The following is a 22753-nucleotide window of genomic DNA, read 5'->3' as shown; positions in this document are numbered from 1 at the left end:
CAAAATTCTTATTGTTCAGGGAAAGGTGGTGAACTAATATCCGGCTCATTTACCGGTATGAGGCTTTTAATAAGGTAATACCCGAATACGCCAATGGTGATGCCTGATCCCACTTTTATCAGTAGAGGAAATTTTCTCTTCACCTCAAAAGATGGTGAGTATACTACCTCATCTCTGTTTCGTTCATCACTGATTTTGTATCTATATCCTTTGCCTGGAGGTACATTGCTAGGAATTTTTAAATTGGCATTTCCGGTGTTAGGCAATTCTCCAAGGCCTCTAACTAATTTTTCTCCCTGGTAGAGGTCCACATTTAGAATATTATCTCCTCTACCACCTGTCCATCGGATGTCGGTCATTTTTCCTCGTTTGAGGATCATTCCCCTCTCAACCCCATCCAGCTCAATGAATGGCACATATATTTGGCCTTTTATTTCTAGCTTAATGCCATCGTTGAATTCACCTAACTCCTCTTTGGCATTCCATACGATCGTTTTATTGGCTCCAACCGGAATATCTACTCCTACATCACCAGAGACTTTTTCTACAGGCTGTATAAAGTTATCGAGTGAGGTATACAGATGCATGGAGTAGCTACGATCGATTCGTTCATCGATAAGATTGTAGGTAATTACCATATCCGGCCCCTTCATCTGAATGTTCGTTATTTGAACTTCCTGACTAAAGCTCCAAAATGGAGAGAGGACCAGAAGACTGATTAATAACTTAGAAAATTTCATAAGAACTTGATTTAAAGATCACTATGTAGAATAGTGTGTAGAGGTTGACTAAGGTTTTTGACGGATTTACAACTGATTTTATAGTCTTACAATTTACTGAAATATTATTTTATCTCAATTCTCATTTAGCTAATAATCGATGGAAACAGGATGAGTAGGGTTAAAAAAATCAACTGAATAATCACGAATGGAATTATGCCTTGATAGATATGGCTGGTTTTCACTTCCGGAGGAGCCACTCCCTTTAAATAAAACAGCGCAAAACCAAAAGGAGGTGTTAAAAATGATGTTTGAAGGTTAATAGCCAGTAAAATGCCAATCCATATCAAATCAACTCCTAAGGTCACGAAGATCGGAGCAACTACCGGAACTAATATGAATACAATCTCAATGAAGTCAATAAAAAATCCGGAGATGAAAACAATGACCATTACTAAAATCAAGAACGCCGTGGCATCCAGATTGGCACTTTCAATCAGATGAAGCAGGAATTTATCGCCCTCTAACCCTCTGAACACTAAAGAAAAAGCCGTGGCGCCCACAAGGATCATGAATACCATTGAAGTGAGCATTGTGGTTTCTTGCATCACTCCTTTGAGCATCTTTAGGTTGAATTTTTTGTTGACCACAGCGAGTACCATCGCACCAAAAGCACCAACACCTGCTGCTTCAGTAGGGGAGGCAACTCCCGCAAATATGGAACCAAGGACAATTAATATTAGGATAAATGGAAATAGAAAGGACTTCAGCACCTCCAGGGTGTACCCTTCTGATTTGAACGCTTGCAACTGCTCTTTGGAAACCTTAGGCACTCTTTCGGGATAGATCTGCCCATAAATGATGATGTAAAGCAGGTAAATCCCAACAAGGCAAACGCCTGGCACCACCGCTGCTAGAAACAAATCACCCACTGAGACATTGAGTACACTTCCTAAAAGAACAAGCACAACAGAAGGCGGGATGATTTGGCCCAAAGTGCCTGAAGAGGCAATAACTCCTGTACTTATTCTCGGCCCATACCCATTTTTCAGCATGGTTGGCAGACTGATCAACCCCATTGTGACCACTGTAGCACCAACTATTCCAGTAGATGCTGCCAACATTGCACCTACTACAACCACCGCTATAGCGAGCCCTCCCCGGACCTGGCCAAACATCATACTCATGGTGTAAAGCAACTTTTCAGCTATGCCTGACTTCTCCAGCATCATTCCCATAAAAATGAATAAGGGAACGGCCAGCAGCACAAAGTTTTGCATCGTGCCATAAACTCGAAGCGAAAGGAGATAGAAAAAATCTATATCAAAAACGATAAGTCCTACCAACACCGACAAACCTCCAAGTGTAAATGCTACAGGGTAGCCGATCAGGATTAAAAGAAAGATTACTCCGAACAGTATGAGAGGGAGGTATTCCATCATGGCTTATCGTAGAAAAAGTAGATGTTGCTGATTGTTGTCAAAGAGTAATTCTCGTTTTCCACTATTTTCTTTGCTGCATCCTTCATATTGGTGGTGTCTATACCAATTTTTAAGAAATGGGTTCCTCGCTCAAAAGAAGCTAAGTCGATGAAGGAGGTGAATCCGAATGCATAAGTGGATGGATGTTGGTTCTTAAACCATTTAATGCTATCAATTTGGTGATCGTCTATTGATACCGATAATCGTTTATTTAAAAAGTTTGAAATGGAATCTGAAGAAAGTGATTCCCATTTGGGCACATCTAATGTTTTACCCTCAAAAACATAAATACCACCAAAAGAACCAAGATCTCTAAGAAAGACTTTTAATGCGCTTCCATTAATTATATCAGATTGAACGGTGGCTACCAGATAATCATTGTCATCTCTTAGGTTCTCATAGTTAGCCGATAAATAATCACCATTTGCATTGGATTGGTAGTAATTGTCACGTCTGTTATCACCGATTTCATCTTTTAGGTACAAAAATCCACCTGTAACTCCTAAGACAACAAAAGGTACTAAATAGGACCTCCATCCTTTGATGTTAGAAATTAGCACCAATAAAGACCTTCTGTACAAAAAGGATAAAGTGACTATCCTAAAGAAAAATGCTACGTAATAAAACCAGTCGGCTGACCAGTTTTTTCTTCGAAAATATCCATTGGTTAAAAAATCAATGAAAACGATGATACAGAGTAAAAAATAGAAAAGTATGAAAAAGAAAGCGGGTACAGCAAAGTACGGATTCTGATTCATCAAAGGCACAATAAACTCTACGAAGAATAAGAATGTAAAGAGTAATGATCCAAAGCCTACCAGCGTCCCAAAAAAGATGAATGATACACCATAGATAATGGATGATAGCTCTTCCAAGCGAAGCACCATTTTCACCAATGAACCATTTTTGGTAAGCTCCTTTTTAAAGTTTCCTTTAAAATTTAGCGATTCATGATTTACACCCTTTGGAAATACATAACTCAATCCGACAGACGCGACCCAAATTCCTCTGACCAGAATATGTAAAATGTAGCCAATACTTAATAACTGGATTGCTTTTTCGAGCAACCTGAATAACCCATGCATTCTGCTAGCTCTATCAAAAGTCTGAAGAGACGTTTTTTCTAAAAACTCAGGCACTTGAAAGAGTGCGTACAGGACCAACGCGGACACTAAAAGCTCTGCCTCCCAGCTATTTAACTGAATGGTCTTTAGCCAGCTGGGCGTTTTTTCCTCTAGAGACTTAGTTACTTTTTGCTTTTCCATGGGTGATTATTACTAAAGATTTTAAGGTTAGCGAAACTCCTTGCAATGCTAATAAGAAGAATCCCGCTGGGATGGTTGATTTAATAATCCATCTTGCAGGAAGTCCTCCTGGTTGTGGGCTAGTTTCATTGAGCAAAAATGAACTTCTAACAAAAGATAATGACTCCCAAAAGGCAACCCCGCAGAAAGGCAATAGAAGAAGTAAAGTACCCACAAGATTTACCCATGCTTTCGTTTTTTCAGAAAAGCGATGATAAAAGACGTCTACCCGAACATGTTTGTCTTGCTGTAAGGTGTAGGCGGCTCCCAGAAGAAAAATTGCAGCAAACAAATGCCACTCTAATTCAAAAGAGGCAGCTGATGTAATACTCAGGGTATATCGTAGAATAACATCAACAACAATCACAAGTACAAGTACCAATGTAAGCCAGGAAGATGCTTTTCCAATGGTTTTATTTATGTTGTCAATGAGGGTCACTCGACGAAAATAGTAAAAGAACCGAAACCATCTTCATACCTTTGCAGAATGAAGGACATTAGGAAAGAGTCGTTGGAGGGTTTGATTACCTGGTTTGAGTCAAAAGGAGAAAAGAAATTCCGTGCAAAACAGGTATGGGAGTGGTTGTGGGCTAAATCTGCTACATCATTCGATGAAATGTCCAATCTTTCAAAAGAATTGAGGGATCAGTTAAAGAAAGAGTTTGTGATTAATCACATAACAATAGACAACTCTCAGCTTTCTAATGATGGCACGATTAAGTCTGCATTTAGACTTCACGATAAGCACTTGATTGAGGGGGTTCTTATTCCTGCTGATGACCGAATGACGGCATGCGTATCTTCACAGGTTGGCTGCTCGCTTAGCTGTAAATTTTGTGCTACCGGCTACATGAAGCGTGAGCGTAATCTCGATGGTGGTGAAATTTATGATCAGGTGGTGGCTATCCGGGACCAGGCAGAAGAACACTATCAAAAACCATTGTCCAATATCGTATTTATGGGAATGGGTGAGCCTCTGTTGAATTACAAAGGGATGATGGAGGGAATCGATCGTATCACTGCAGCGGATGGCCTGAATATGTCTCCGAAACGCATAACCGTTTCGACTGCAGGTATTGCCAAGATGATACAGAAGCTGGCGGATGATGAGGTGAAATTCAATTTGGCCCTTTCTCTTCATGCGGCGGATGATAAAAAGCGTGATTCCATCATGCCCATTAATGAGACGAATACATTGGAAGCGTTACTAAAAGCACTGAATTATTTCTACGATAAAACAGGCAATCGGATCACATTTGAATACATCCTATTCTATGACTTTAACGATTCAATTGAGGATGCTGACAAATTATTGAAGTACGCTCGCAAAGTGCCAGGCGTGCGAGTGAACATTATCGAGTACAACCCTATTTCAGAAGCTTCATTTACCAAAGCAGACCCTGAGACTATCGATCGATTTGCGAATCACTTAATTAAAGGGGGCATTCACACAAGCGTGAGAAGGAGTAGAGGAAAAGACATTGATGCCGCCTGTGGTCAGCTGGCCAATAAATCGAAAGTCGCCTGATTTTTATCGAAGGATCTGACACATGATTCAATAATCCATTATTATTGCAGGCTTCAATTTAAAACGTATGCGGAAGGGATATCTACTACCAATCCTAATTGCACCTTTGCTTCTTTTCGGAAATTCAATTATTCGTTTTTTTTCCACTCAAAAAGTCATTGCCACTATCACAGATGATCGATTGGTGGAGGTCTCAGGCTTAGAAGAGTCATATAAAAATCCCGGTTATTTCTGGACACACAATGACAGTGGCAGTGATCCCGTATTGTACTTGATCAATCGCTATGGTGACATAAAACTGGAGGTAGTCCTTAGTGGTGTGGAAAATCGTGATTGGGAAGAAATAATCACAATAAAGAAGGGAGATCGGTCATTCATTTATGTTGCAGAAATTGGGGACAACCGTGCGGTTCATGATTATGTAAGTCTGATATGTTTAGAGGAGCCGGCATTCAGCGGGAATCCTATCATTGAAATCGACCAGTTGAAGGTCATGAATTTCAAGTATGCAGAAGGAGCACGTGACGCTGAAGCTATGCTGTATGACTACTACAGCGATGAGTTTGTGTTGGTTACGAAAAGAGAAGAAAAACCACTTGTCTACTCGTTTAAGTTTGAAGAGAGCGATTCTCCTAAAACAATTAAATCTCTTGGGACTGTTCCGGGAAAACTTTACACAGCTGCTGATATGAATGATGAGGGGGAGATTTTATTAAAGCATTATGGTGCTATTTACTATTGGAGCTCATCGGAAGGAAAAGCAGCAGATCGTATTCTGGAGTGGAATCCTGTTTCCATTGATTATGTCCCCGAACCTCAGGGAGAAGCCATTTGCTGGGTCAATAGAAACTTTTATACCATCAGTGAAAAAAACAGGGGGAAGCCGCAAGAAATGCTATTTTTCAAGCGGCTTTAAAACTAACTAGTAACTTCCTGGCATTCACCTGTAACACACTCAATTTCAGGTGCTGTTTCAATCGAGCAATCAGATCCCAGGTTATTGACCTCATTGTACCTTGCATTTAGGCCATTATATTGATCAACCAGACTATCCAATTCATTTTGATCGGTGGTATTTGAGTGAACAATGAATCTTGTTGGCCCTCCGCATGGCTTCACACCGATTGGGGTTGCAATGCATTGGCTTGTAGAGCTACATGATACTTCTATGACTGATTGAATCTCTTCATATACAGCATTCATCTGTTCTAATAAATCATCCGATGAGGTTTGTTTTTCATCTTCACATGAAAAGAGAAAAGGAAGGATAAGTAGAATAGCAATTTTTTTCATGACTTATATTTTTAAGTCATGATAGAAGCAAATTTCGTGCTATTTCTTACTTGCATTGAATAGCTTTTGCTTCTCGTCTTTAGTGAGGCTTTCGTATCCTTTCTCTGAAATTTTATCCAATATCGCATCGATCTCAGCTTGTGGGGTTTTGCTGGCACTGCTCGCTGACATGCTGGACTTCTTCGAAGAGCCTCTGTTGCCGGAGCGATGAGTGACTTTAATTTTTGGTTGAGGCTTAAACATGCTCTTTACAAATTGGATAAAAGAAATCACCCAGCCCCCAATGTCCGATCCTTTATTTAGCTGAGAAATATAAAGCCATCCTACTACGGCTCCACCTAAGTGTGCGATTTCCCCACCAGCATTTGCTCCTGTAGTACCTATGAAAGACATAAATACGTAAAAGATGGCGATGTATTTGATTTTAACCGGCCCTATAAACAGAAGGAAAAAGGTATAATTTGGCATGAAGACTGCAGCTCCCACTACAATGGCAAAAACACCAGCGGATGCTCCCAGCATCATAGAATCAGCTACTCTATCAGCGTAAAATGGGAAGAAATTGTAAATAAAAATGTAGAGTAACCCTCCGGCAAGTCCACCCAAGACATAAAGTGAGATCACTCGCTTGCTGTTCAGAAACTCCTGTATGATCCTTCCGAACCAGAACAGGAAGAGCATGTTGAAAAGGATATGGAAGAAGTCGTAATGGGTGAAAAAGTATGTAACCAAGCTCCATGGTTGTAGTAACAATGTTCCAATATCTGCAGGAAGCTGAAGTTTTCTGAAGATCCAGAAAAATGTATCAGTCGCTCCACTTAAATCAAAGAATACCTTAAAAATCCGAGCCGATGCAAAGATGATCAGGTTGATCAGTATAATCTGAACAACTGCGTTGTTGGGCTTGCTCCAGGCGTTACTAAATTCTTCTTTTATTCCCCCGTTCATTCTTAATAAAATCTACGTGTATCGTTTTTCCAGATTTTCAACAAAATAAAAGCAATTAGCATTCCACTCAAGTGAGCCAGGTGAGCGACATTGTCTCCCGGCATTCGATTGAATTCGGCATAGAGCTCATACATCGCATAAAAGAAGACAAGGTATTTTGCCTTGATCGGTATTGGAGGGAATAGCAAAAACAGCTCAGTATTTGGAAAGAGAAAAGCAAAAGCAAACAGTATCCCAAACACAGCACCTGATGCTCCTACCATAGTGCCATTAGTGACTACTCCATCGTAGATGCTTCTAACCGCAGCTACCGTTTGCACTTCGTAGGCCGGATTTTCGTAGTAAGAGTCGATCAGCTCACTTGCCCTGGCAACATTTATGTAAGATTTATTGCTAATAACAAATTTTTCAAATGCTTCCGGACTTGGGTCAGCCAGATAGGCCTCAGCGGCATTTTTCAGCGGCATTTTTTCAAATGCATCAGCCGCTCCATAAAGGATGCCGGCTCCTATCCCGCATACAAGATAGAAAGTTAAAAACCGCTTGGATCCCCAAACAGTCTCCAGCATTGGAGCAAATACAAGTACAGCGATCATATTGCCTATCAAGTGCCACATGCCACCATGCAGCCACATGTAGGTCAAAAATTGATACGGAGCAAACTCGTCTGAGTAGATCACTTTCAATCCAAACCACTCATTTAATGGCAATTTTAAAAGTGATGCAAGCAGCAAGATTGCCACATTGATGATCAAAATATTTTTAGCTACGGGAGTGAGTCTTCTAAACACGTTTTAAATCTTCTAAACTTCTAACTTTTGCTAAACCATTCATTTATTTGCTCTAAACTAACCAAAACATACGTGGGGTTACCATCAGGCGTATAATTTGGTTGCTCACAAGCAAAAAGCCGATCCATCAGCTGATCCATCTCTTCTTCCTTCAGTTTACTACACCTACTTCCTGCAGTCCGCTTGGCTAATGCCCGCGCAAGGCTTTCATTTTTTGGAAGGTTCAGTTTTTTCGCATTAAACTTAAACTGCTCTATTAGACCTTCAAATACTTCCTTTTCGTTGCAGGGCGCAAGTTCAGCAGGTATCCCCTGGATCACAATCATACTTTCGCCCATTTGTTCAAACTCAAAACCTAGCTGATTGATTTCACTTTTTAATTCCATGGCCAATGCGAAATCTGAAGGATTTAAGTTGACCTGTTGGGGAAACATGCATGATTGTGAAGTACCGGCCCCACTATTGATGGACTTTTGGTATTGCTCAAAAAGTATCCGCTCTAAGGCTGAGACTTTGTCCAACACTACCATTCCGCTCTTCACCTGTCGAAGCAAATAACGTCCATGAAGGTGATATGTTGGCTTTTTCTCTTCAGAATCAACCGGCTGATTCATGGAGCTGGAAAAGGTGGTTTGTACCACTCGTTCTTTTTCTGCCTCTTCTATGGTAGCAATTTCTTCTTGCGTTGCAGATGCATACAGCTCGTTGAGCCGATCGAGTCGTTCTTGATTACTTTCCAGCGATCTAAATGATCCATAATCACGATCTTTTTTACTTGAAATGGACTGGCTCTCTCGCTGTATATTAAGGTGATCGAAACTGACATCAGCAGAGAAATCCAAAGAAGGAGTCACATTAAAGGACGCAAGGCCCTGACGTACTGCAGAATTGATTACGCCATATAGCATCCGATCATCATCAAACTTCACTTCCGTTTTGGTGGGATGCACATTGATGTCTACATGAATCGGATCTATTTCAATAAACAAGACGTAGAAAGGAAAGTAATCCTCTTTCAACAGACCTTGGTAGGCGCGTACCACCGCATGATTGAGGTAGCTATTCTTGATGAAACGATTATTTATGAAAAAGAACTGTTCGCCACGGGTTTTCTTGGCATTTTCAGGTTTGCCTATATATCCTGTAATCTTAACAAGGTCGGTCTCCTCACTACATGGCACCAATTGTTGCTGGTAATTTTTCCCGAAAAGCTGTACAATACGCTTACTCAACTTACCAACGTCAAGCTTATAGGTCTCCAGGTCGTTTTGAACCATGGTGAATGCAATTTCAGGATTTGCTAAAGCAACTCGCTGAAATTCGTCATTGATATGTCTTAGCTCGACAGGGTTGGATTTAAGAAAATTTCTTCTTGCAGGCACATTATAGAAAAGATTTTTAACGCAAATGGATGTGCCTTGATTGAAGGCGATGGGCTCCTGACTCTTAACTTCCGAAGATTCGATGATAAGCTGTGTGCCTAGCTCATTTTGTTCTTGACGTGTTTTTAGCTCCACCTGTGCCACCGCGGCTATGGACGCCATCGCCTCCCCTCGGAACCCCAAAGTGCGAATCTTGAAAAGATCATCGGAAGTGCGAATTTTTGAAGTAGCGTGTCTCTCAAAACTCATTCGGGCATCTGTGCCACTCATCCCACATCCATTATCTATGACTTGGATCAATGATTTGCCAGCATCTTTTACAATGAGTTTAATAGAAGTAGCCCCAGCGTCCACGCTGTTTTCAAGCATTTCCTTGACGACAGATGCTGGTCTTTGCACCACTTCACCAGCTGCAATTTGGTTAGCGATGCTGTCCGGTAATAGGTGAATGACATCACTCATCTTTTTCTTCTAAATGTTCTTAGACGGTAGATTAAGTAAAGAGGAACGATCACCCACAATAGGTAGTAGAAAATATCATTCCCAAACTGTAACCATCCTAAAACCATACTCCCTAGCAGAGCTGCGATTCCCAACTGAAGCATGGATGTTGCAGGAGCTGATTTCGTTTTTCTTTTAAAATTGATTTTGGTAGAACGGTATTCTTCAGCTTTTTTCCCTTCCATTTCTTCCCGAATTCTTTCTGTTCGCTCAAGGATTTCTTCCTTAACCGGGTCATAATAGCGTGGCTGTATCCGGAATTGTTGATGTTTTGGTAGTCTAAAAAGAGAAGGAAATCGCATTAGGTATACTTATTGATCGAATGTTGTCTAAATGAACACGAGATGAGTGAAAAATTGTTCAAATTTAATCCTGATGTTTGACATTAAATATGAAGTTGTGTTGATGCTTACAAAATCAGGATTTATCTTGACAACAAAGTTCGTCAAGATTTAAGATTAATTAAACACGTTAAAGAACATCAGCAGATGTATTCAGATTTTTCAAAGAAACCACCACTCGATCAATGAAAAATTATTTAAAATAGATTACTGATAATATGAGAAGCCGCCTATTCATAGGGTTGATGTGTGTCTGTACTGCCATTCTTGCCTCTGATAACGAGACAAGAGAGGAGGTGTGGATAGATGGTGACTCTTTTTACAAATCAGTCCGTCACAAAAAAAAATCTACCATCTATTTTGGAGAGTGGTCTAGCTATGCAGCGCAGTTTCTTGAAGATAAAAACTATTATGTAGCACTTCAATTAGATGATCGCTTTGACCCTTTGCCTAAGGATGATGTCATACTCCCTTCATTAGCTACAATAGCAGCAATATCAGACCCTTCCCTTAGAAAAGATTATTACCACTTTCTTGAAAGTTTCGGTAGAACCAAGGGGGTTAATCACATGGTATTACCTGATACCTCCGCCTATACAGATTTCGAAAAGGAGGTAATTCTGGAGCTCAATCAGCATTCTCCTTTTTATTTCATCGACAAATCGATTCTTTCCTATTCCCTTCCTGATTCAAGAAAAGAGTTTGAAACAGAGGCCAAGGTTCAGCCTACCATTTGGGTAGCAAGCCAGGATGCAAACACGAAGAAATTGTCTCGTTGGGGAGAAAAGATGGACAAGGATGAGTTAGATGCTTTTTACACCCGCATTAAACAATCAAAGCAAACAGCCTTTTTCCCGGTATATGATTTGCCAGGTTCGCTTGCTGAAAAAATGTTTGCAGAAAGTGTGCTCGCCTTTGATCCTGATAGTGTTTTCCCACTTCAGGTAGATCGAATAACATATCTGGGGTTAGACCTTCAATTAAGAAATAGATTGAAGCAGTATGTGGAGGTGTTGGACTATCGGGTGCCGGGTGTCCCGTGTATTGTTGATAAAAGAAATACTAATACAAAACTTTATGATCACGATATTTTGATTCAAAAAGGAGTTGGAAATAAAGATCATTCTGCACTTGTTTTACCTGAATTTACCATTGAGGAGCCGGATGTGCTCATTGCACAAATGTTGTTTGGAGCCCATCAGATTGTTGGAAGAAGCAATCATATGCATATCAACCCAATTAAAAACCCAGCCTATCTGGGCTTTTCTGACCTTGAGCGTGAAGGGTTAAGTAAGGAAAAACTGATTTGGATTGATTCCCTGGCGACCCTTGCAATCAATCGATTTGCAACACCCGGGATGCAAGTAGCAGTGGTTAAAAATGGTCAAATGGTGCTGGAAAAATCATATGGCTTTTTTACATATGACAGCCTCATTCCTGTTACCAGAAATACGGTTTATGATATCGCTTCCATTACCAAGGTGGCTGCTACTTTACCGGCTATTGCGCTTTTGATTGACCAAAATAAAATTCAGTTAGACGATTCTTTAAGTCAGCATTTAGAGGCCTTTAATGAGTCAAACAAGGGTCAAATAACCATCAGGCAATTACTTGCCCACAATGGTGGTTTAAGATCATACGTGCCATTTTGGAGTATGATGATGGATGGAGACAGGCTGGATGCGTTTTACTATAAGACATCTGAGGACGAGGCAAGGGATATTAGAACATACGGCCTGGAGCCACATCCTAGCATGTTAGATTCACTCAAAAGCTTTATTGTCAGGTCAGAATTAATCAAAAACCCGGAAAACTATAATTACAGCGATTTAGGATTCATGATCCTTCATTTGCTGGTAGAGGAGGTGTCTGGTTTATCTTTTGATGCATTTGTTACCCAAAATTTTTATGATCCAATGGGGATGAAACGCACCACATTCTTACCCATTAAAAATGGGATATCACCTAAAGAAATCGCTCCTACAGAATATGACAATCGCTATCGTAATTACCAGGTTTGGGGAGAAGTTCATGATCGTAATGCGTTGGTTTTTGGTGGTGTGGCTGGTCATGCCGGTCTGTTCTCAACTGCCAGGGACCTTGCAAAATTGATGTATATGTTCCTTAATGATGGTTATTATGGCGGAAGACAATACTTGTCACCGGAAACGCTAAGTCATCTAAATGCACGCTACTTTGAAAATAACAGGCGTGGACTTGGGTGGGATAAAAAGGATGGTGAAAAAGATGCAGCTGCTTCGCTGGCAAGTGATCGTAGTTTTGGTCACACGGGGTTCACTGGTACAATGGTTTGGGCTGATCCTGATCAGGATTTGATTTACGTGTTTCTGTCCAATCGTATCTATCCAGACGCTAATAATTGGCGCTTAGGGCAATTAAATATTCGAACTCAAATGCATGATGTGATTTATAAATCGCTCAAAAACGTGAATTAACGAAACTTATTTCACGATGTGGTGGTTTAACTCCCTTGAAGAATTTGACCTAAAGAATGAAGGTAGGAATTGTATGTTATCCCACGTATGGAGGAAGTGGAGTAGTTGCCACTGAGCTTGGAAAAGCACTTGCTAAAAAAGGGCACGAAATCCATTTCATTACCTACTCTCAGCCCACCAGGCTAGATTTCTTCAATCCGAATCTTTATTACCACGAGGTTAGCGTTAAATCGTATCCGCTATTTCAGTATGCTCCTTATGAGCTTGCATTGGCTAGCAGAATGGTAGACGTAGTACTAAATGAAAAACTTGATCTGCTTCATGTACATTATGCTGTGCCACACGCATCAGCAGCATATATGGCTCAGCAGATCCTTAAAACCAAAGGATACGAAATTCCATTCATCACCACTTTGCACGGAACAGATATTACAATCGTAGGGAAAGACGCTACCAATGAACCGGTTGTAACATTTTCAATCAATCAGTCTGATGGAGTCACGGCGGTATCGGAAGATTTGAAGAGTGACACTCTGGAGCATTTTGATATTTCTGTGCCGATAGAGGTGATTCCAAACTTTATCGATTTGGAACGCTTTAAAAAGCAGCGCAAAGATCATTTTAAAAAGGCCATTTGTCCGAACGGTGAAAAACTTGTTGTACATACTTCCAATTTTAGAAAGGTAAAGCGAGTAGACGATGTTCTGAAAGTTTTTTGTGAGGTAAGAAAAGTGGTGCCTTCGAAACTGTTGCTTATTGGTGATGGGCCTGAAAGGCAAAGGATGGAAGATATGGCTAGAGGCATTTGCACAGAAGATATACGCTTCTTAGGAAAACTAGAGGCTGTCGAGGAAGTACTTTCAGTGAGTGATCTTTTCTTGATGACCTCAGAAAAAGAAAGCTTTGGACTTGCGGCACTCGAAGCTATGGCCTGTGAAGTACCTGTCATCTCAACTAATGCAGGGGGTCTTCCGGAATTAAACAAAGAAGGTGAGTCAGGATATGTATGCGATGTTGGAGATATCGACAGCATGGTCAAGCGCGCAATACATATTCTGGATAATGATAATCTGGAAGCTTTTAAGATTGGAGCGCTTTCGAGAGCAAAAGAATTTGACGTGAATAATATTTTACCAAAATATGAGGCCTATTATCAGTCAGTATTAGAAAAACATAAAAAGTCATTATCAGAGAGTTTGTAAAAAATTAGGGTTTCTTTTCCCTAATTTTGTCTTGAATTAAACGAAGCAATGGAATTACAGAATAAACCACACGTGAAAGGAACCAAGGCACTTTTCAAGAATAAATTCATGGAAAGGCTCACACGAACGCATATAGCTATTCCGTTAGTCGTGTTCTCAGTTATTTCTACAGGGTTATTGATCTATGGGTTTCAGCAATCTTATATAACTGCAGTATCTGCTCCTCTATTATTCATTGGTGGGTTATTAGCGTTTACGCTAGTGGAGTATGTGATGCATAGATTCGTTTTTCATTTGAATCCAAAAAACGAAAAGCAAGAGAAATTTGCCTATACTGTTCATGGGGTGCACCATGACTATCCAAAAGACAAAGACAGATTGGCTATGCCTATTCCACTTAGCCTTGCTTTATCTACTGCGTTTTTCTTTTTCTTCAAGCTGATCATGGGTGTGAACGTTTTTGCATTCTTACCCGGCTTTTTAATGGGGTATGCAGCCTACCTATGGGTTCATTATATGGTGCATGCCTTCCAGCCACCTAAAAACTTTTGGAAAGTACTTTGGGTTCATCATGGAATTCACCACTATAAGGATCCTGGAAATGCGTTCGGGGTATCTTCTCCTTTTTGGGATTTGATATTCGGAACAATGCCTAAGAAATAACTACTCCGATTTCTTTTTTTTCTTAGCAGCTTTTTTAGCCTCTCTTTCTTTTCGCTTTTCCGGAGATGCTGGCTCTAGTGTTGCTTTGAATAGTAAATCTCTGGTTCCCCAAAACAAATTGGTGATCAAAGAAGCGAATATGGGACGTCTGCCAGGCATAACATGCGGAATATCTTACGTTAATTTAACGTAAAAAATTCTGATTTCATTGCCATGTTGTTTTTTCTATCGGAATTGCAATTCAAGGAGGGGCTTTGCGCCAATTAAAATCTGCCTCTTTGATTTTATTCTACTTGCATCAGGAAATCATTCTTGTCCATTTTTAGTTAAGTTAATGCTATGATCGGATACCGATTTACAGAATACATTCCAGAGAAAAATCCTGAACAGAATACATTCGATAATTTGCTCAATATTTTTCTCCAACTTCTTGTCATTACGTCTGGTGATGTGAGCGAAGCACTTAGCTGGTTGACTAATCTTGATCGTGAACATGGAATCTCCAATGCAGAATATGGGATTGGAGATTTTATAGACGATTTAAGAAACAAAGGATACATCGATGATAAAAACGAGAAAGGTGAGTTTAGAGTTACCGCTAAGAGTGAACAGGAAATAAGAAAAAGTGCACTGGAAGAGATTTTCGGAAAGCTGAAGAAGTCAGGGAAAGGCAATCATCGATCAGATCATACGGGGATAGGTGATGAGATTACATCGGATTACAGAGAATTTCAGTTTGGTGATTCCATAGAGCAAATTGAAATGACGGAGAGTTTACGTAATGCACAGATCAATCATGGGCTCAATGACCTGACTCTTACTGAAAACGACCTGGAGATACGCGAACGGGAATACAAAACCCAAACCTCTACAGTGCTCATGATAGATATCAGTCACTCTATGATTCTGTATGGAGAAGATCGGATCACTCCGGCAAAGAAAGTAGCCATGGCTCTTGCTGAATTAATCAAGCGGAAATATCCAAAAGATACACTGGATGTTATTGTTTTCGGAAATGATGCCTGGCAGATTGAAGTAAAAGATTTGCCGTATTTGAATGTCGGTCCATACCATACCAATACCGTAGCAGGCCTGGAGCTTGCGATGGATCTATTGCGCAGAAGGAAGAATAAAAACAAACAAATCTTCATGATTACAGATGGGAAACCCACCTGTTTGAAAGAAGGAATTAAATATTATAAAAATAGTTTCGGACTGGATCCGAAGATTTTAAATAAAACGCTGAATCTGGGAGCCCAGTGTCGTCGAATAAATATCCCTATAACCACGTTTATGATTGCTTCTGACCCGTATTTACAGGAGTTTGTAAGAGAGTTTACAGAGGTAAATAATGGCAATGCTTACTATAGCAGTTTGCAGGGTTTAGGGAATTTGATTTTTGAAGACTACAGACGAAATAGAAGAAAAAACCTCTAATGAAATATAAAGACCTAAGTACGGACCAGATGCTGAAAATCAGCACCTTGGGAGAATTGAAAGCGAGTGATTATTATCCTCAAAGTATAAAAGAGGAGCTGAGAACCAACCTGATCGAGAAGAAACGAAAAGGAGAAAGTGTTTTTGAAGGTATTTGGGGCTATGAGGATACGGTGATTCCGGATGTTGAGCGCGCCATACTTTCTCGTCATAATATCAATTTTTTAGGTCTGAGAGGTCAGGCGAAAACGAGAATGGCGCGCATGATGACCGGATTACTTGATGAATATATTCCGGTAGTAGAAGGTGCGCCTCTCAACGATGATCCACTTAATCCAATCTCAAAATATGCACGTGATAAAGTTGCTGAGTTGGGAGATGCTACTCCAGTTGGTTGGATGCATCGAGATGAGCGATATACCGAAAAGTTAGCAACTCCGGATGTGACCATTGCTGATTTAATTGGAGATGCAGACCCGATTAAAGCAGCCAGTCTCAAATTACCTTATTCTGACGAACGAGTGATTCATTTTGGATTGGTGCCTCGCTCACATCGTGGAATATTTGTTATCAATGAATTGCCGGATTTGCAAGCCAGAATCCAGGTCGCTTTGTTTAATATTCTACAGGAGGGAGACATACAGATTAGAGGTTTTAAATTGAGGATGCCACTAGACGTTCAGTTTGTCTTCACAGCAAACCCGGAAGACTACACCAATCGAGGCTCGATTGTGACTCCTTTAAAAGATAGAATCGACAGTCAAATCATTACACATTACCCATCTTCTATCGAAATCGGGAAAAAGATTACAGCACAAGAGGCCGCACTTGCAAAAGAGCAGGAAGAAGGTGTTGAAATCTATGATCTGGCAAAAGACCTGATTGAGCAGATCGCGATGGAAGCTCGTGAGAGCGAATATGTAGATGCTAAAAGTGGCGTTTCAGCACGTTTGACCATCTCTGCCTATGAAAATCTGGTGAGTGCTTGTGAGCGAAGAATGTTAGAAAGTGGAGAGACAAAAACTTCGGTTCGCTTGACTGATTTTATTGGTGTGATACCATCCATTACGGGTAAGGTAGAACTAGTCTATGAAGGAGAACAGGAGGGTCCTGGAATTGTAGCCAACAATCTAGTTGGAAAAGCCATTAGGACGCAGTTTATTAATTACTTCCCAGATCCCGAGAAGGAACGAAAAAAAGAAGAAGGAAACCCTTATGAGCCAATCAAAGAGTGGTTTGAAAAGGGCAATATGGTGGATTTAATATTCTCCGCCACTGAGAAAGCTTATCGAAAGGAACTTAAAAATATTCCGGGATTAGAAGCACTTGTGAATAAACATCAAAAAACTTCTCATGAAGGGTTTAAGTACTTTTTAATGGAATTTGCGTTATTTGGATTAGCAGAATATAGCATGCTCAGCAAGCACCAGCTGCAGCAAGGGATGCAATTCAAAGACTTATTTACCAGCATGTTTTCTATGCCGGAAATGGGGGATGAAGATTAATTGGGTTCGTCAGAATTGCAGTTGTGTTGAAGATTTAAAGAAACGATGCGAATTCCATGGGGCCAACAAAAAACAGCGATACACAAGCAAAAGTCAAAGAGGCGCTTAAGCTGATTCGAAGAGGGGAAGGCCAATTTGTTGAGTTTAAAAAAAAGGCCAATCACCCTGAGAAAATTATTCGTGAGGTTGTTGCATTTGCTAATGGAAGCGGCGGCAACCTATTCGTTGGTGTAGATGATAACGGAATACTTGCAGGCCTTAAATACCCCGAGGAAGACGAGTATGTATTGTCAAAAGCAATCAATGAATTGTGCCGTCCGGTCATTGATTTTTCAGTTGACATATTGCAGGTTAAGGAAGACATTGAAATTCTCCACTATCAGATTCCTGAAAGTGAAAACAAACCGCATTTCGCATTCCTTGAAAAGAAACATCGGTATGGAAAAGCATTTGTAAGGAGCGATGACCAGTCCATTCAGGCCAGCTATGAATTAAGGCAAATACTCAAAAAGAGCAAGCGGTCTCATCAGCCAATTGAATTTGAGGAGCAAACTCGAAAGTTGTTTCAATATTTTGAAAACAATGCTAGCATAACTTTGACAGAGTACACACAATTGAGCGGACTTAATAAAAAGCTTGCGTCTAATAAGTTAATTCATTTGGCTTTATCTGGGGCTTTAAAAATTGAGCCAAAAAAAGGAGGGGATATCTTCATGCCCACAGAATAATTTTACCCGAAATATACAATAGACTATTGGGTTTAATAAAGCCAAATATTCTATTGCATATTGACGGAAAAGTTCTTGTTGGAAAATTTTTGTCAGGGTAACTCCGACAAAGCAAAGCTTTTGTCTGCTGATGACGCTTTGGCCACAGTCAGACAAGTTTCACTTAGTCTGACCCATCAGGCAAATTATGCTTAAGCATAATTTGGGTTTTACAGAAATTCCTTCACTTTCTCTTCTTTTTTTCAGGCGAAACTCCAATATTACAGTCAATCCTTTTTGGAACTGTAAACCACTACTCCGCATGGCAAAATCTTCCAAGCAGAAAAAAATTTTCGTACTCGATACCTCAGTAATTTTATTTTCACACGACTCTATTCTCAACTTCGCTGAGCATGATGTAGGCATCCCAATTACCGTCCTTGAGGAACTGGATCAGTTTAAGAAAGGCAATGACACCAAAAACTTTGAAGCCAGAGAATTTATTCGCTTACTGGACAGGTTAGCTAAGGACCATAGCCTGCAGGACTGGATACCATTAAATGGAAAAACCAAAGGGTGCTTCAAGGTGATCATGGACACTGACAGCACTTTAGATGCTACTCAGGTTTTTAATGACGGTAAGAATGATCATAGAATCCTAAACGCTGCACTTACCATTAAGGAGCAAGAACCGAAACGAAATGTAATTCTTGTATCTAAAGACATCAATCTGAGACTCAAAGCAAAGTCTCTTGAGCTTCCGGCCGAAGATTATGAAACAGGTAAAATCAAAAATGTAAACACCCTTACCACTGGTAAAACGGAGCTGGAAGACATCAATTCAGAAGATATAGACGAGCTCTTCAAAAAGAATGTGGTGGATCGCAAAAAGATTCTTAAGCGGAAGAAGTTCCCTGCCAATAACTACTTCATATTAAAGAGTGAGAAGAATTCGGTGCTGGGTTATTACAACCCCCTTGAGGACACAGTAGAGAAAGTAGAAAAGCAAACTGTGTATGGCATTAAACCGAAGAATGCAGAGCAAACATTTGCCATGCATGCCATGCTCAACCCTGAGATAAAGCTGGTAAGTATCAACGGTGTTGCCGGAACAGGCAAAACACTTTTAGCTCTTGCATCAGCTTTAGAGCAGAGAAGAAACTTTAAACAGATATACCTGGCAAGACCTATCGTTCCACTGAGCAATAAGGACATTGGTTACTTACCTGGGGATATTAAATCCAAACTAAACCCATACATGGAGCCATTGTGGGATAACCTGAAATACATCCAGCATCAGTTCAAGGAAAATGACAAAGAATTTACCCGAATTACCGATATGGTCAATCAGGAAAAATTGATGATTACACCTTTGGCGTATATCAGAGGTAGAAGTTTGTCAAATATTTTCTTCATAGTGGATGAGGCTCAAAACCTTACACCTCACGAAATAAAAACGATTATAACCAGAGCGGGAGAAAATACGAAAATCATTTTTACCGGAGACATTTACCAGATTGATACACCGTATCTGGATTCCCAATCTAACGGACTTTCGTATCTAATTGATCGAATTAAAGATCATCCAATGTTTGCTCACATCACATTGGAAAAAGGCGAGCGTTCGGAATTAGCTAATCTCGCAAATGAATTACTGTAATGCCTTACATAGATGTAATACAGCCTGATGAAGCAGAAGGCCATTTAAAGGAAATCTATGACGGTCTGGTAAAAAGCCGTGGTAAAACAGCTGAGGTTCATAAGATTCAGTCATTGAACCCTGAGACAATAACCAGGCATATGGATTTATACATGACCATCATGTTTGGCAAATCTCCCCTACGAAGAGTTCACCGCGAAATGATGGCGGTGATAGTTTCCATTTCTAATAGATGTCAGTACTGTCAGATACATCACCTCGAAGCTGTAAAGAATTTCTGGAAGGATGATGAGAAGCTGAAAGCCTTTCAAATTGATTTTGAAACCGCATCTTTAGACGAAAAAGAAAAAGCCTTATGTCGCTTTGCAAAAGAACTTACAGAACATCCAGAGAAGTCACATGATGGAAGATTGATATCTCAACTCAAAAATGTTGGGTTAAATGATAGAGAGATTCTGGATGCCACGCTGGTCATTTCCTATTTCAATTTTGTCAATCGAATTGTACTTGGATTAGGGGTAAATCTGGAAGAGAATCCGGGAGGTTATAAATACGATTAATGTATCCAAATTCAATTCAATTCGTTAGGTTTAGCTTGTCAAAAACTTAATTAAAATGATCAACCTAAAAGACGTCAGCAAATTCATCGAATCCAAATATCAGCGAACTTTCATTTTGAAGGGGATTGATCTTGAGATAAAAGAAGGTGAATTTGTTAGCATTATGGGACCATCCGGTTCCGGTAAATCTACCTTGCTCAACATTATCGGAATGCTGGATAAGCCATCTGAAGGCGAGTATTACTTCATGGATGAACCAGTCCATAAACTTAGAGAAAAGCGTATTTCAAGAATACATAAAGAGCACATTGGATTTATCTTCCAGGCCTATCATCTGATTGATGAACTGACAGTCTATGAAAACATCGAAACGCCTCTAATCTATCGTGGAGTGAAAGGAAAGGAGCGTGCGAGTATGATTGCCGAAATGCTGGATAAATTCAATATGGTTGCTAAGAAAGACCTTTTCCCAGAGCAGCTTTCAGGCGGTCAGCAGCAACTTGTTGGTGTGGTGAGAGCAATCATTGGGAAGCCGAAATTACTACTTGCGGATGAGCCTACCGGTAATTTGCATTCCTCTCAGGGAGAGGAAGTGATGGATGTGTTGAAACAGCTTCATTCGGATGGTATGACGATTATCCAGGTAACACATAATGAAAAGTTTGCTGAATACGGATCCCGAATAGTTCAGCTCGAGGATGGACGAGTGATATCATAAATATATAAGTGGTTAGATAGGTTACTAAAATCCGTATCTTTGGATTAATAGAAGATTTAATTTAACAAAACCTATCTAACCATGAATATGCCAGATTATTTAGAGCGTTTAATTCACACAATCAGTGAATCTCTTCCCGGAGTGGTGGGAGCCATTGTGGTTCTCATAGTGGGGTGGCTCTTTGCTGTATTGATACGCAAAGTAGTCCATAGTTTAATGAAGAAAACCGAGTGGGATGAGCGTCTGCTGGGCAACACCATTGTGGACACAAATAAGTTCATTGCCAATCTGGTTTATTACATTTTGATGCTCATCGTTCTCCTCATCGTGCTTGAGATGCTTGGTGTGAGTTATGTGCTTGATCCAATCAGAAACATGCTCAATGAATTCCTTGGGTTTATTCCTAATATTCTCGCCGGAATGGCCATCATTTTCATAGGTTATATCATTGCTAAGTTTATTTCAAACCTTGTGAAAATGGCTGGTAGTTTCTTTGACAGGCTCGCCAATAACATGGGCTTTAAGGAGACAGACAAGTTGGTTCATTTCATCCAACAAGTTGTTTTTATTGTCATATTCATTCCTTTCATCATCCAGGGCCTTAATGCCCTTCATTTAGAAGCAATTACCAATCCGGCTAACAATGTTTTGCATCAGATGCTGGATTCAGTTCCTAATATCATTGGAGCAATACTTATCATTTCCATCTTCGTGGTTGGAGGTAGGTTCATCACCTCCTTTGTGAAAGATCTACTTGCGAATATTGGCATGGACAATATGATAGAACGCCTGCAACTTAAGTCTGTGTTGGGAGATCAAAAGCTGTCATCCATTGTTGCAAATATCATTTTCTTCTTCATGGTATTTTTTGGCGTGATCTCAGGAGTAGAGATGCTTGGTTTGGATAGACTGGCCGAAGTTTTACACACGATCCTCAATCTTTCAGGCAATGTGCTTTTTGGATTAATCATACTGGTGATGGGTAATTTTTTAAGCTCAATCATTTACAAGTCTATGAATGCTTCTGGCGAAAATGCATTTATGGCGGGCATAGCCAGAGTGGCAATTATAGGTTTGTTCCTGGCTATCGCATTGAGGACAATGGGCATTGCCAATAGCATTGTGGAATTGGCGTTTGGTTTGACATTAGGCTCGATCGCGGTAGCAGTTGCACTTTCCTATGGACTGGGAGGTCGTGAAGCCGCAGGGAAACACATGGAAGATATTCTCAAAAAACTAAAGGGAAAGAAGAATTAGTAGATAACAAAAAACAGCCCCGATACTTAAATGTGTCGGGGCTTTTGTATTTATTCGAAGCAGGTAGCTAAAATTGGTTGATACTGACTGCTGAATTTACGATAACACCATTCTTTGAGTAATACAACTTCTTCCGGAACAAGTGCCTTAATGGCCTTTTTTAATTCTTTCTCAAATAGCCGTTTATCAAAGCTTACTTTCGATAAAATAGTTTTGAAGTACTCTAGCATGTGAATAATTGTTAATGATCAAACCCACACCTTAAATTTGGCGTTCTGGTCTGATGGATGATAATCTTTA

At 40.1% G+C, this 22753-nt stretch carries 23 protein-coding genes; 12 read left to right on the top strand and 11 right to left on the bottom strand.

Annotated elements, in window-relative coordinates; genetic code table 11:
- Nucleotides 1-8: 8 nt before the first annotated feature.
- From ACQK2H_RS19510 to ACQK2H_RS19495, 4 genes are all read right to left on the bottom strand, one after another.
- The gene (locus ACQK2H_RS19510) at nt 9-740 is read right to left on the bottom strand and encodes a hypothetical protein (RefSeq protein WP_425393064.1); all 732 of its coding nucleotides are present in this window, start codon (nt 738-740) and stop codon (nt 9-11) included.
- 125 nt (nt 741-865) lie between these two features.
- Entirely contained in the window at nt 866-2161 is a 1296-nt protein-coding gene (locus tag ACQK2H_RS19505; RefSeq protein ID WP_425393063.1) for a TRAP transporter large permease, read from the bottom strand.
- Nucleotides 2158-3465 (bottom strand): hypothetical protein, encoded by a 1308-nt coding sequence (locus tag ACQK2H_RS19500; protein ID WP_425393062.1) that lies wholly within the window; start codon nt 3463-3465, stop codon nt 2158-2160. The genes ACQK2H_RS19505 and ACQK2H_RS19500 overlap by 4 nt, the downstream gene beginning before the upstream one ends.
- Entirely contained in the window at nt 3443-3943 is a 501-nt protein-coding gene (locus tag ACQK2H_RS19495) for a TRAP transporter small permease subunit (protein WP_425393061.1), read from the bottom strand. The genes ACQK2H_RS19500 and ACQK2H_RS19495 overlap by 23 nt, the downstream gene beginning before the upstream one ends.
- Nucleotides 3944-3991: 48 nt before the next feature.
- Between ACQK2H_RS19495 and rlmN the strand changes: the two genes are divergently transcribed.
- Together rlmN and ACQK2H_RS19485 are read left to right on the top strand one after the other, a co-directional pair.
- A complete protein-coding gene (gene rlmN, locus ACQK2H_RS19490; RefSeq protein ID WP_425393060.1) occupies nt 3992-5032 on the top strand; it encodes a 23S rRNA (adenine(2503)-C(2))-methyltransferase RlmN in 1041 nt (346 codons plus the stop codon).
- Between the two features lie 67 nt (nt 5033-5099).
- Nucleotides 5100-5948, top strand: coding sequence for a hypothetical protein (locus tag ACQK2H_RS19485; protein ID WP_425393059.1), 849 nt, complete (start codon nt 5100-5102; stop codon nt 5946-5948).
- 2 nt (nt 5949-5950) lie between these two features.
- Here ACQK2H_RS19485 and ACQK2H_RS19480 read toward each other — a convergent pair whose 3' ends face one another.
- Genes ACQK2H_RS19480 through ACQK2H_RS19460 form a run of 5 tightly spaced genes read right to left on the bottom strand, consistent with a single transcriptional unit; the run spans nt 5951 to nt 10249 of the window.
- Complete coding sequence (locus tag ACQK2H_RS19480; protein ID WP_425393058.1) at nt 5951-6325, bottom strand: hypothetical protein; 375 nt, start codon at nt 6323-6325, stop codon at nt 5951-5953.
- Between the two features lie 39 nt (nt 6326-6364).
- Complete coding sequence (locus ACQK2H_RS19475) at nt 6365-7273, bottom strand: rhomboid family intramembrane serine protease (protein WP_425393057.1); 909 nt, start codon at nt 7271-7273, stop codon at nt 6365-6367.
- Nucleotides 7274-7275: 2 nt separating this feature from the next.
- On the bottom strand, nt 7276-8064 hold the full coding sequence (locus ACQK2H_RS19470; RefSeq protein ID WP_425393056.1) for a rhomboid family intramembrane serine protease: 789 nt from the start codon (nt 8062-8064) through the stop codon (nt 7276-7278).
- Nucleotides 8065-8084: 20 nt separating this feature from the next.
- On the bottom strand, nt 8085-9908 hold the full coding sequence (mutL, locus tag ACQK2H_RS19465; RefSeq protein ID WP_425393055.1) for a DNA mismatch repair endonuclease MutL: 1824 nt from the start codon (nt 9906-9908) through the stop codon (nt 8085-8087).
- Entirely contained in the window at nt 9905-10249 is a 345-nt protein-coding gene (locus ACQK2H_RS19460) for a hypothetical protein (RefSeq protein WP_425393054.1), read from the bottom strand. The genes mutL and ACQK2H_RS19460 overlap by 4 nt, the downstream gene beginning before the upstream one ends.
- A gap of 257 nt (nt 10250-10506) precedes the next feature.
- Between ACQK2H_RS19460 and ACQK2H_RS19455 the strand changes: the two genes are divergently transcribed.
- The 3 genes from ACQK2H_RS19455 to ACQK2H_RS19445 are packed head-to-tail and all read left to right on the top strand — an operon-like array spanning nt 10507 to nt 14609.
- Nucleotides 10507-12744, top strand: coding sequence for a serine hydrolase domain-containing protein (locus ACQK2H_RS19455; RefSeq protein ID WP_425393053.1), 2238 nt, complete (start codon nt 10507-10509; stop codon nt 12742-12744).
- Nucleotides 12745-12800: 56 nt separating this feature from the next.
- Complete coding sequence (bshA, locus tag ACQK2H_RS19450) at nt 12801-13946, top strand: N-acetyl-alpha-D-glucosaminyl L-malate synthase BshA (RefSeq protein ID WP_425393052.1); 1146 nt, start codon at nt 12801-12803, stop codon at nt 13944-13946.
- Nucleotides 13947-13994: 48 nt separating this feature from the next.
- On the top strand, nt 13995-14609 hold the full coding sequence (locus ACQK2H_RS19445) for a sterol desaturase family protein (protein WP_425393051.1): 615 nt from the start codon (nt 13995-13997) through the stop codon (nt 14607-14609).
- Here ACQK2H_RS19445 and ACQK2H_RS19440 read toward each other — a convergent pair whose 3' ends face one another.
- Entirely contained in the window at nt 14610-14768 is a 159-nt protein-coding gene (locus ACQK2H_RS19440; protein ID WP_425393050.1) for a hypothetical protein, read from the bottom strand. It abuts the gene before it with no gap.
- A 180-nt stretch (nt 14769-14948) separates the two neighbouring features.
- On the opposite strand from ACQK2H_RS19440, the gene ACQK2H_RS19435 reads away from it, so the two are divergent.
- From ACQK2H_RS19435 to ACQK2H_RS19405, 7 genes are all read left to right on the top strand, one after another.
- Entirely contained in the window at nt 14949-16046 is a 1098-nt protein-coding gene (locus ACQK2H_RS19435; RefSeq protein ID WP_425393049.1) for a vWA domain-containing protein, read from the top strand.
- Nucleotides 16046-17551, top strand: coding sequence for a sigma 54-interacting transcriptional regulator (locus ACQK2H_RS19430; RefSeq protein ID WP_425393048.1), 1506 nt, complete (start codon nt 16046-16048; stop codon nt 17549-17551). Before ACQK2H_RS19435 ends, ACQK2H_RS19430 begins: the two co-directional genes overlap by 1 nt.
- A gap of 56 nt (nt 17552-17607) precedes the next feature.
- Nucleotides 17608-18279, top strand: coding sequence for an AlbA family DNA-binding domain-containing protein (locus ACQK2H_RS19425; RefSeq protein ID WP_425393047.1), 672 nt, complete (start codon nt 17608-17610; stop codon nt 18277-18279).
- A 301-nt stretch (nt 18280-18580) separates the two neighbouring features.
- On the top strand, nt 18581-19918 hold the full coding sequence (locus ACQK2H_RS19420; RefSeq protein ID WP_425393046.1) for a PhoH family protein: 1338 nt from the start codon (nt 18581-18583) through the stop codon (nt 19916-19918).
- A complete protein-coding gene (locus tag ACQK2H_RS19415; protein WP_425393045.1) occupies nt 19918-20478 on the top strand; it encodes a peroxidase-related enzyme in 561 nt (186 codons plus the stop codon). Before ACQK2H_RS19420 ends, ACQK2H_RS19415 begins: the two co-directional genes overlap by 1 nt.
- 55 nt (nt 20479-20533) lie before the next feature.
- Nucleotides 20534-21196: an ABC transporter ATP-binding protein gene (locus tag ACQK2H_RS19410; RefSeq protein ID WP_425393044.1), complete on the top strand. Its 663-nt coding sequence runs from the start codon at nt 20534-20536 to the stop codon at nt 21194-21196.
- Between the two features lie 87 nt (nt 21197-21283).
- Nucleotides 21284-22453, top strand: a complete 1170-nt coding sequence (locus ACQK2H_RS19405; protein WP_425393043.1) for a mechanosensitive ion channel — start codon at nt 21284-21286, stop codon at nt 22451-22453.
- A gap of 50 nt (nt 22454-22503) precedes the next feature.
- Here the strand turns inward: ACQK2H_RS19405 and ACQK2H_RS19400 are convergent, their stop codons facing one another.
- Nucleotides 22504-22683: a hypothetical protein gene (locus tag ACQK2H_RS19400; protein WP_425393042.1), complete on the bottom strand. Its 180-nt coding sequence runs from the start codon at nt 22681-22683 to the stop codon at nt 22504-22506.
- Nucleotides 22684-22753 lie beyond the last annotated feature (70 nt).

Origin of the sequence: Ekhidna sp. (genome assembly GCF_965228795.1) — a bacterium.
In the GTDB taxonomy this organism is placed as follows: Bacteria; Bacteroidota; Bacteroidia; order Cytophagales; family Cyclobacteriaceae; genus Ekhidna.
The sequence above is the reverse complement of the archived record's forward strand: the minus strand, read 5'-3'. Positions and strand labels throughout refer to the sequence as shown.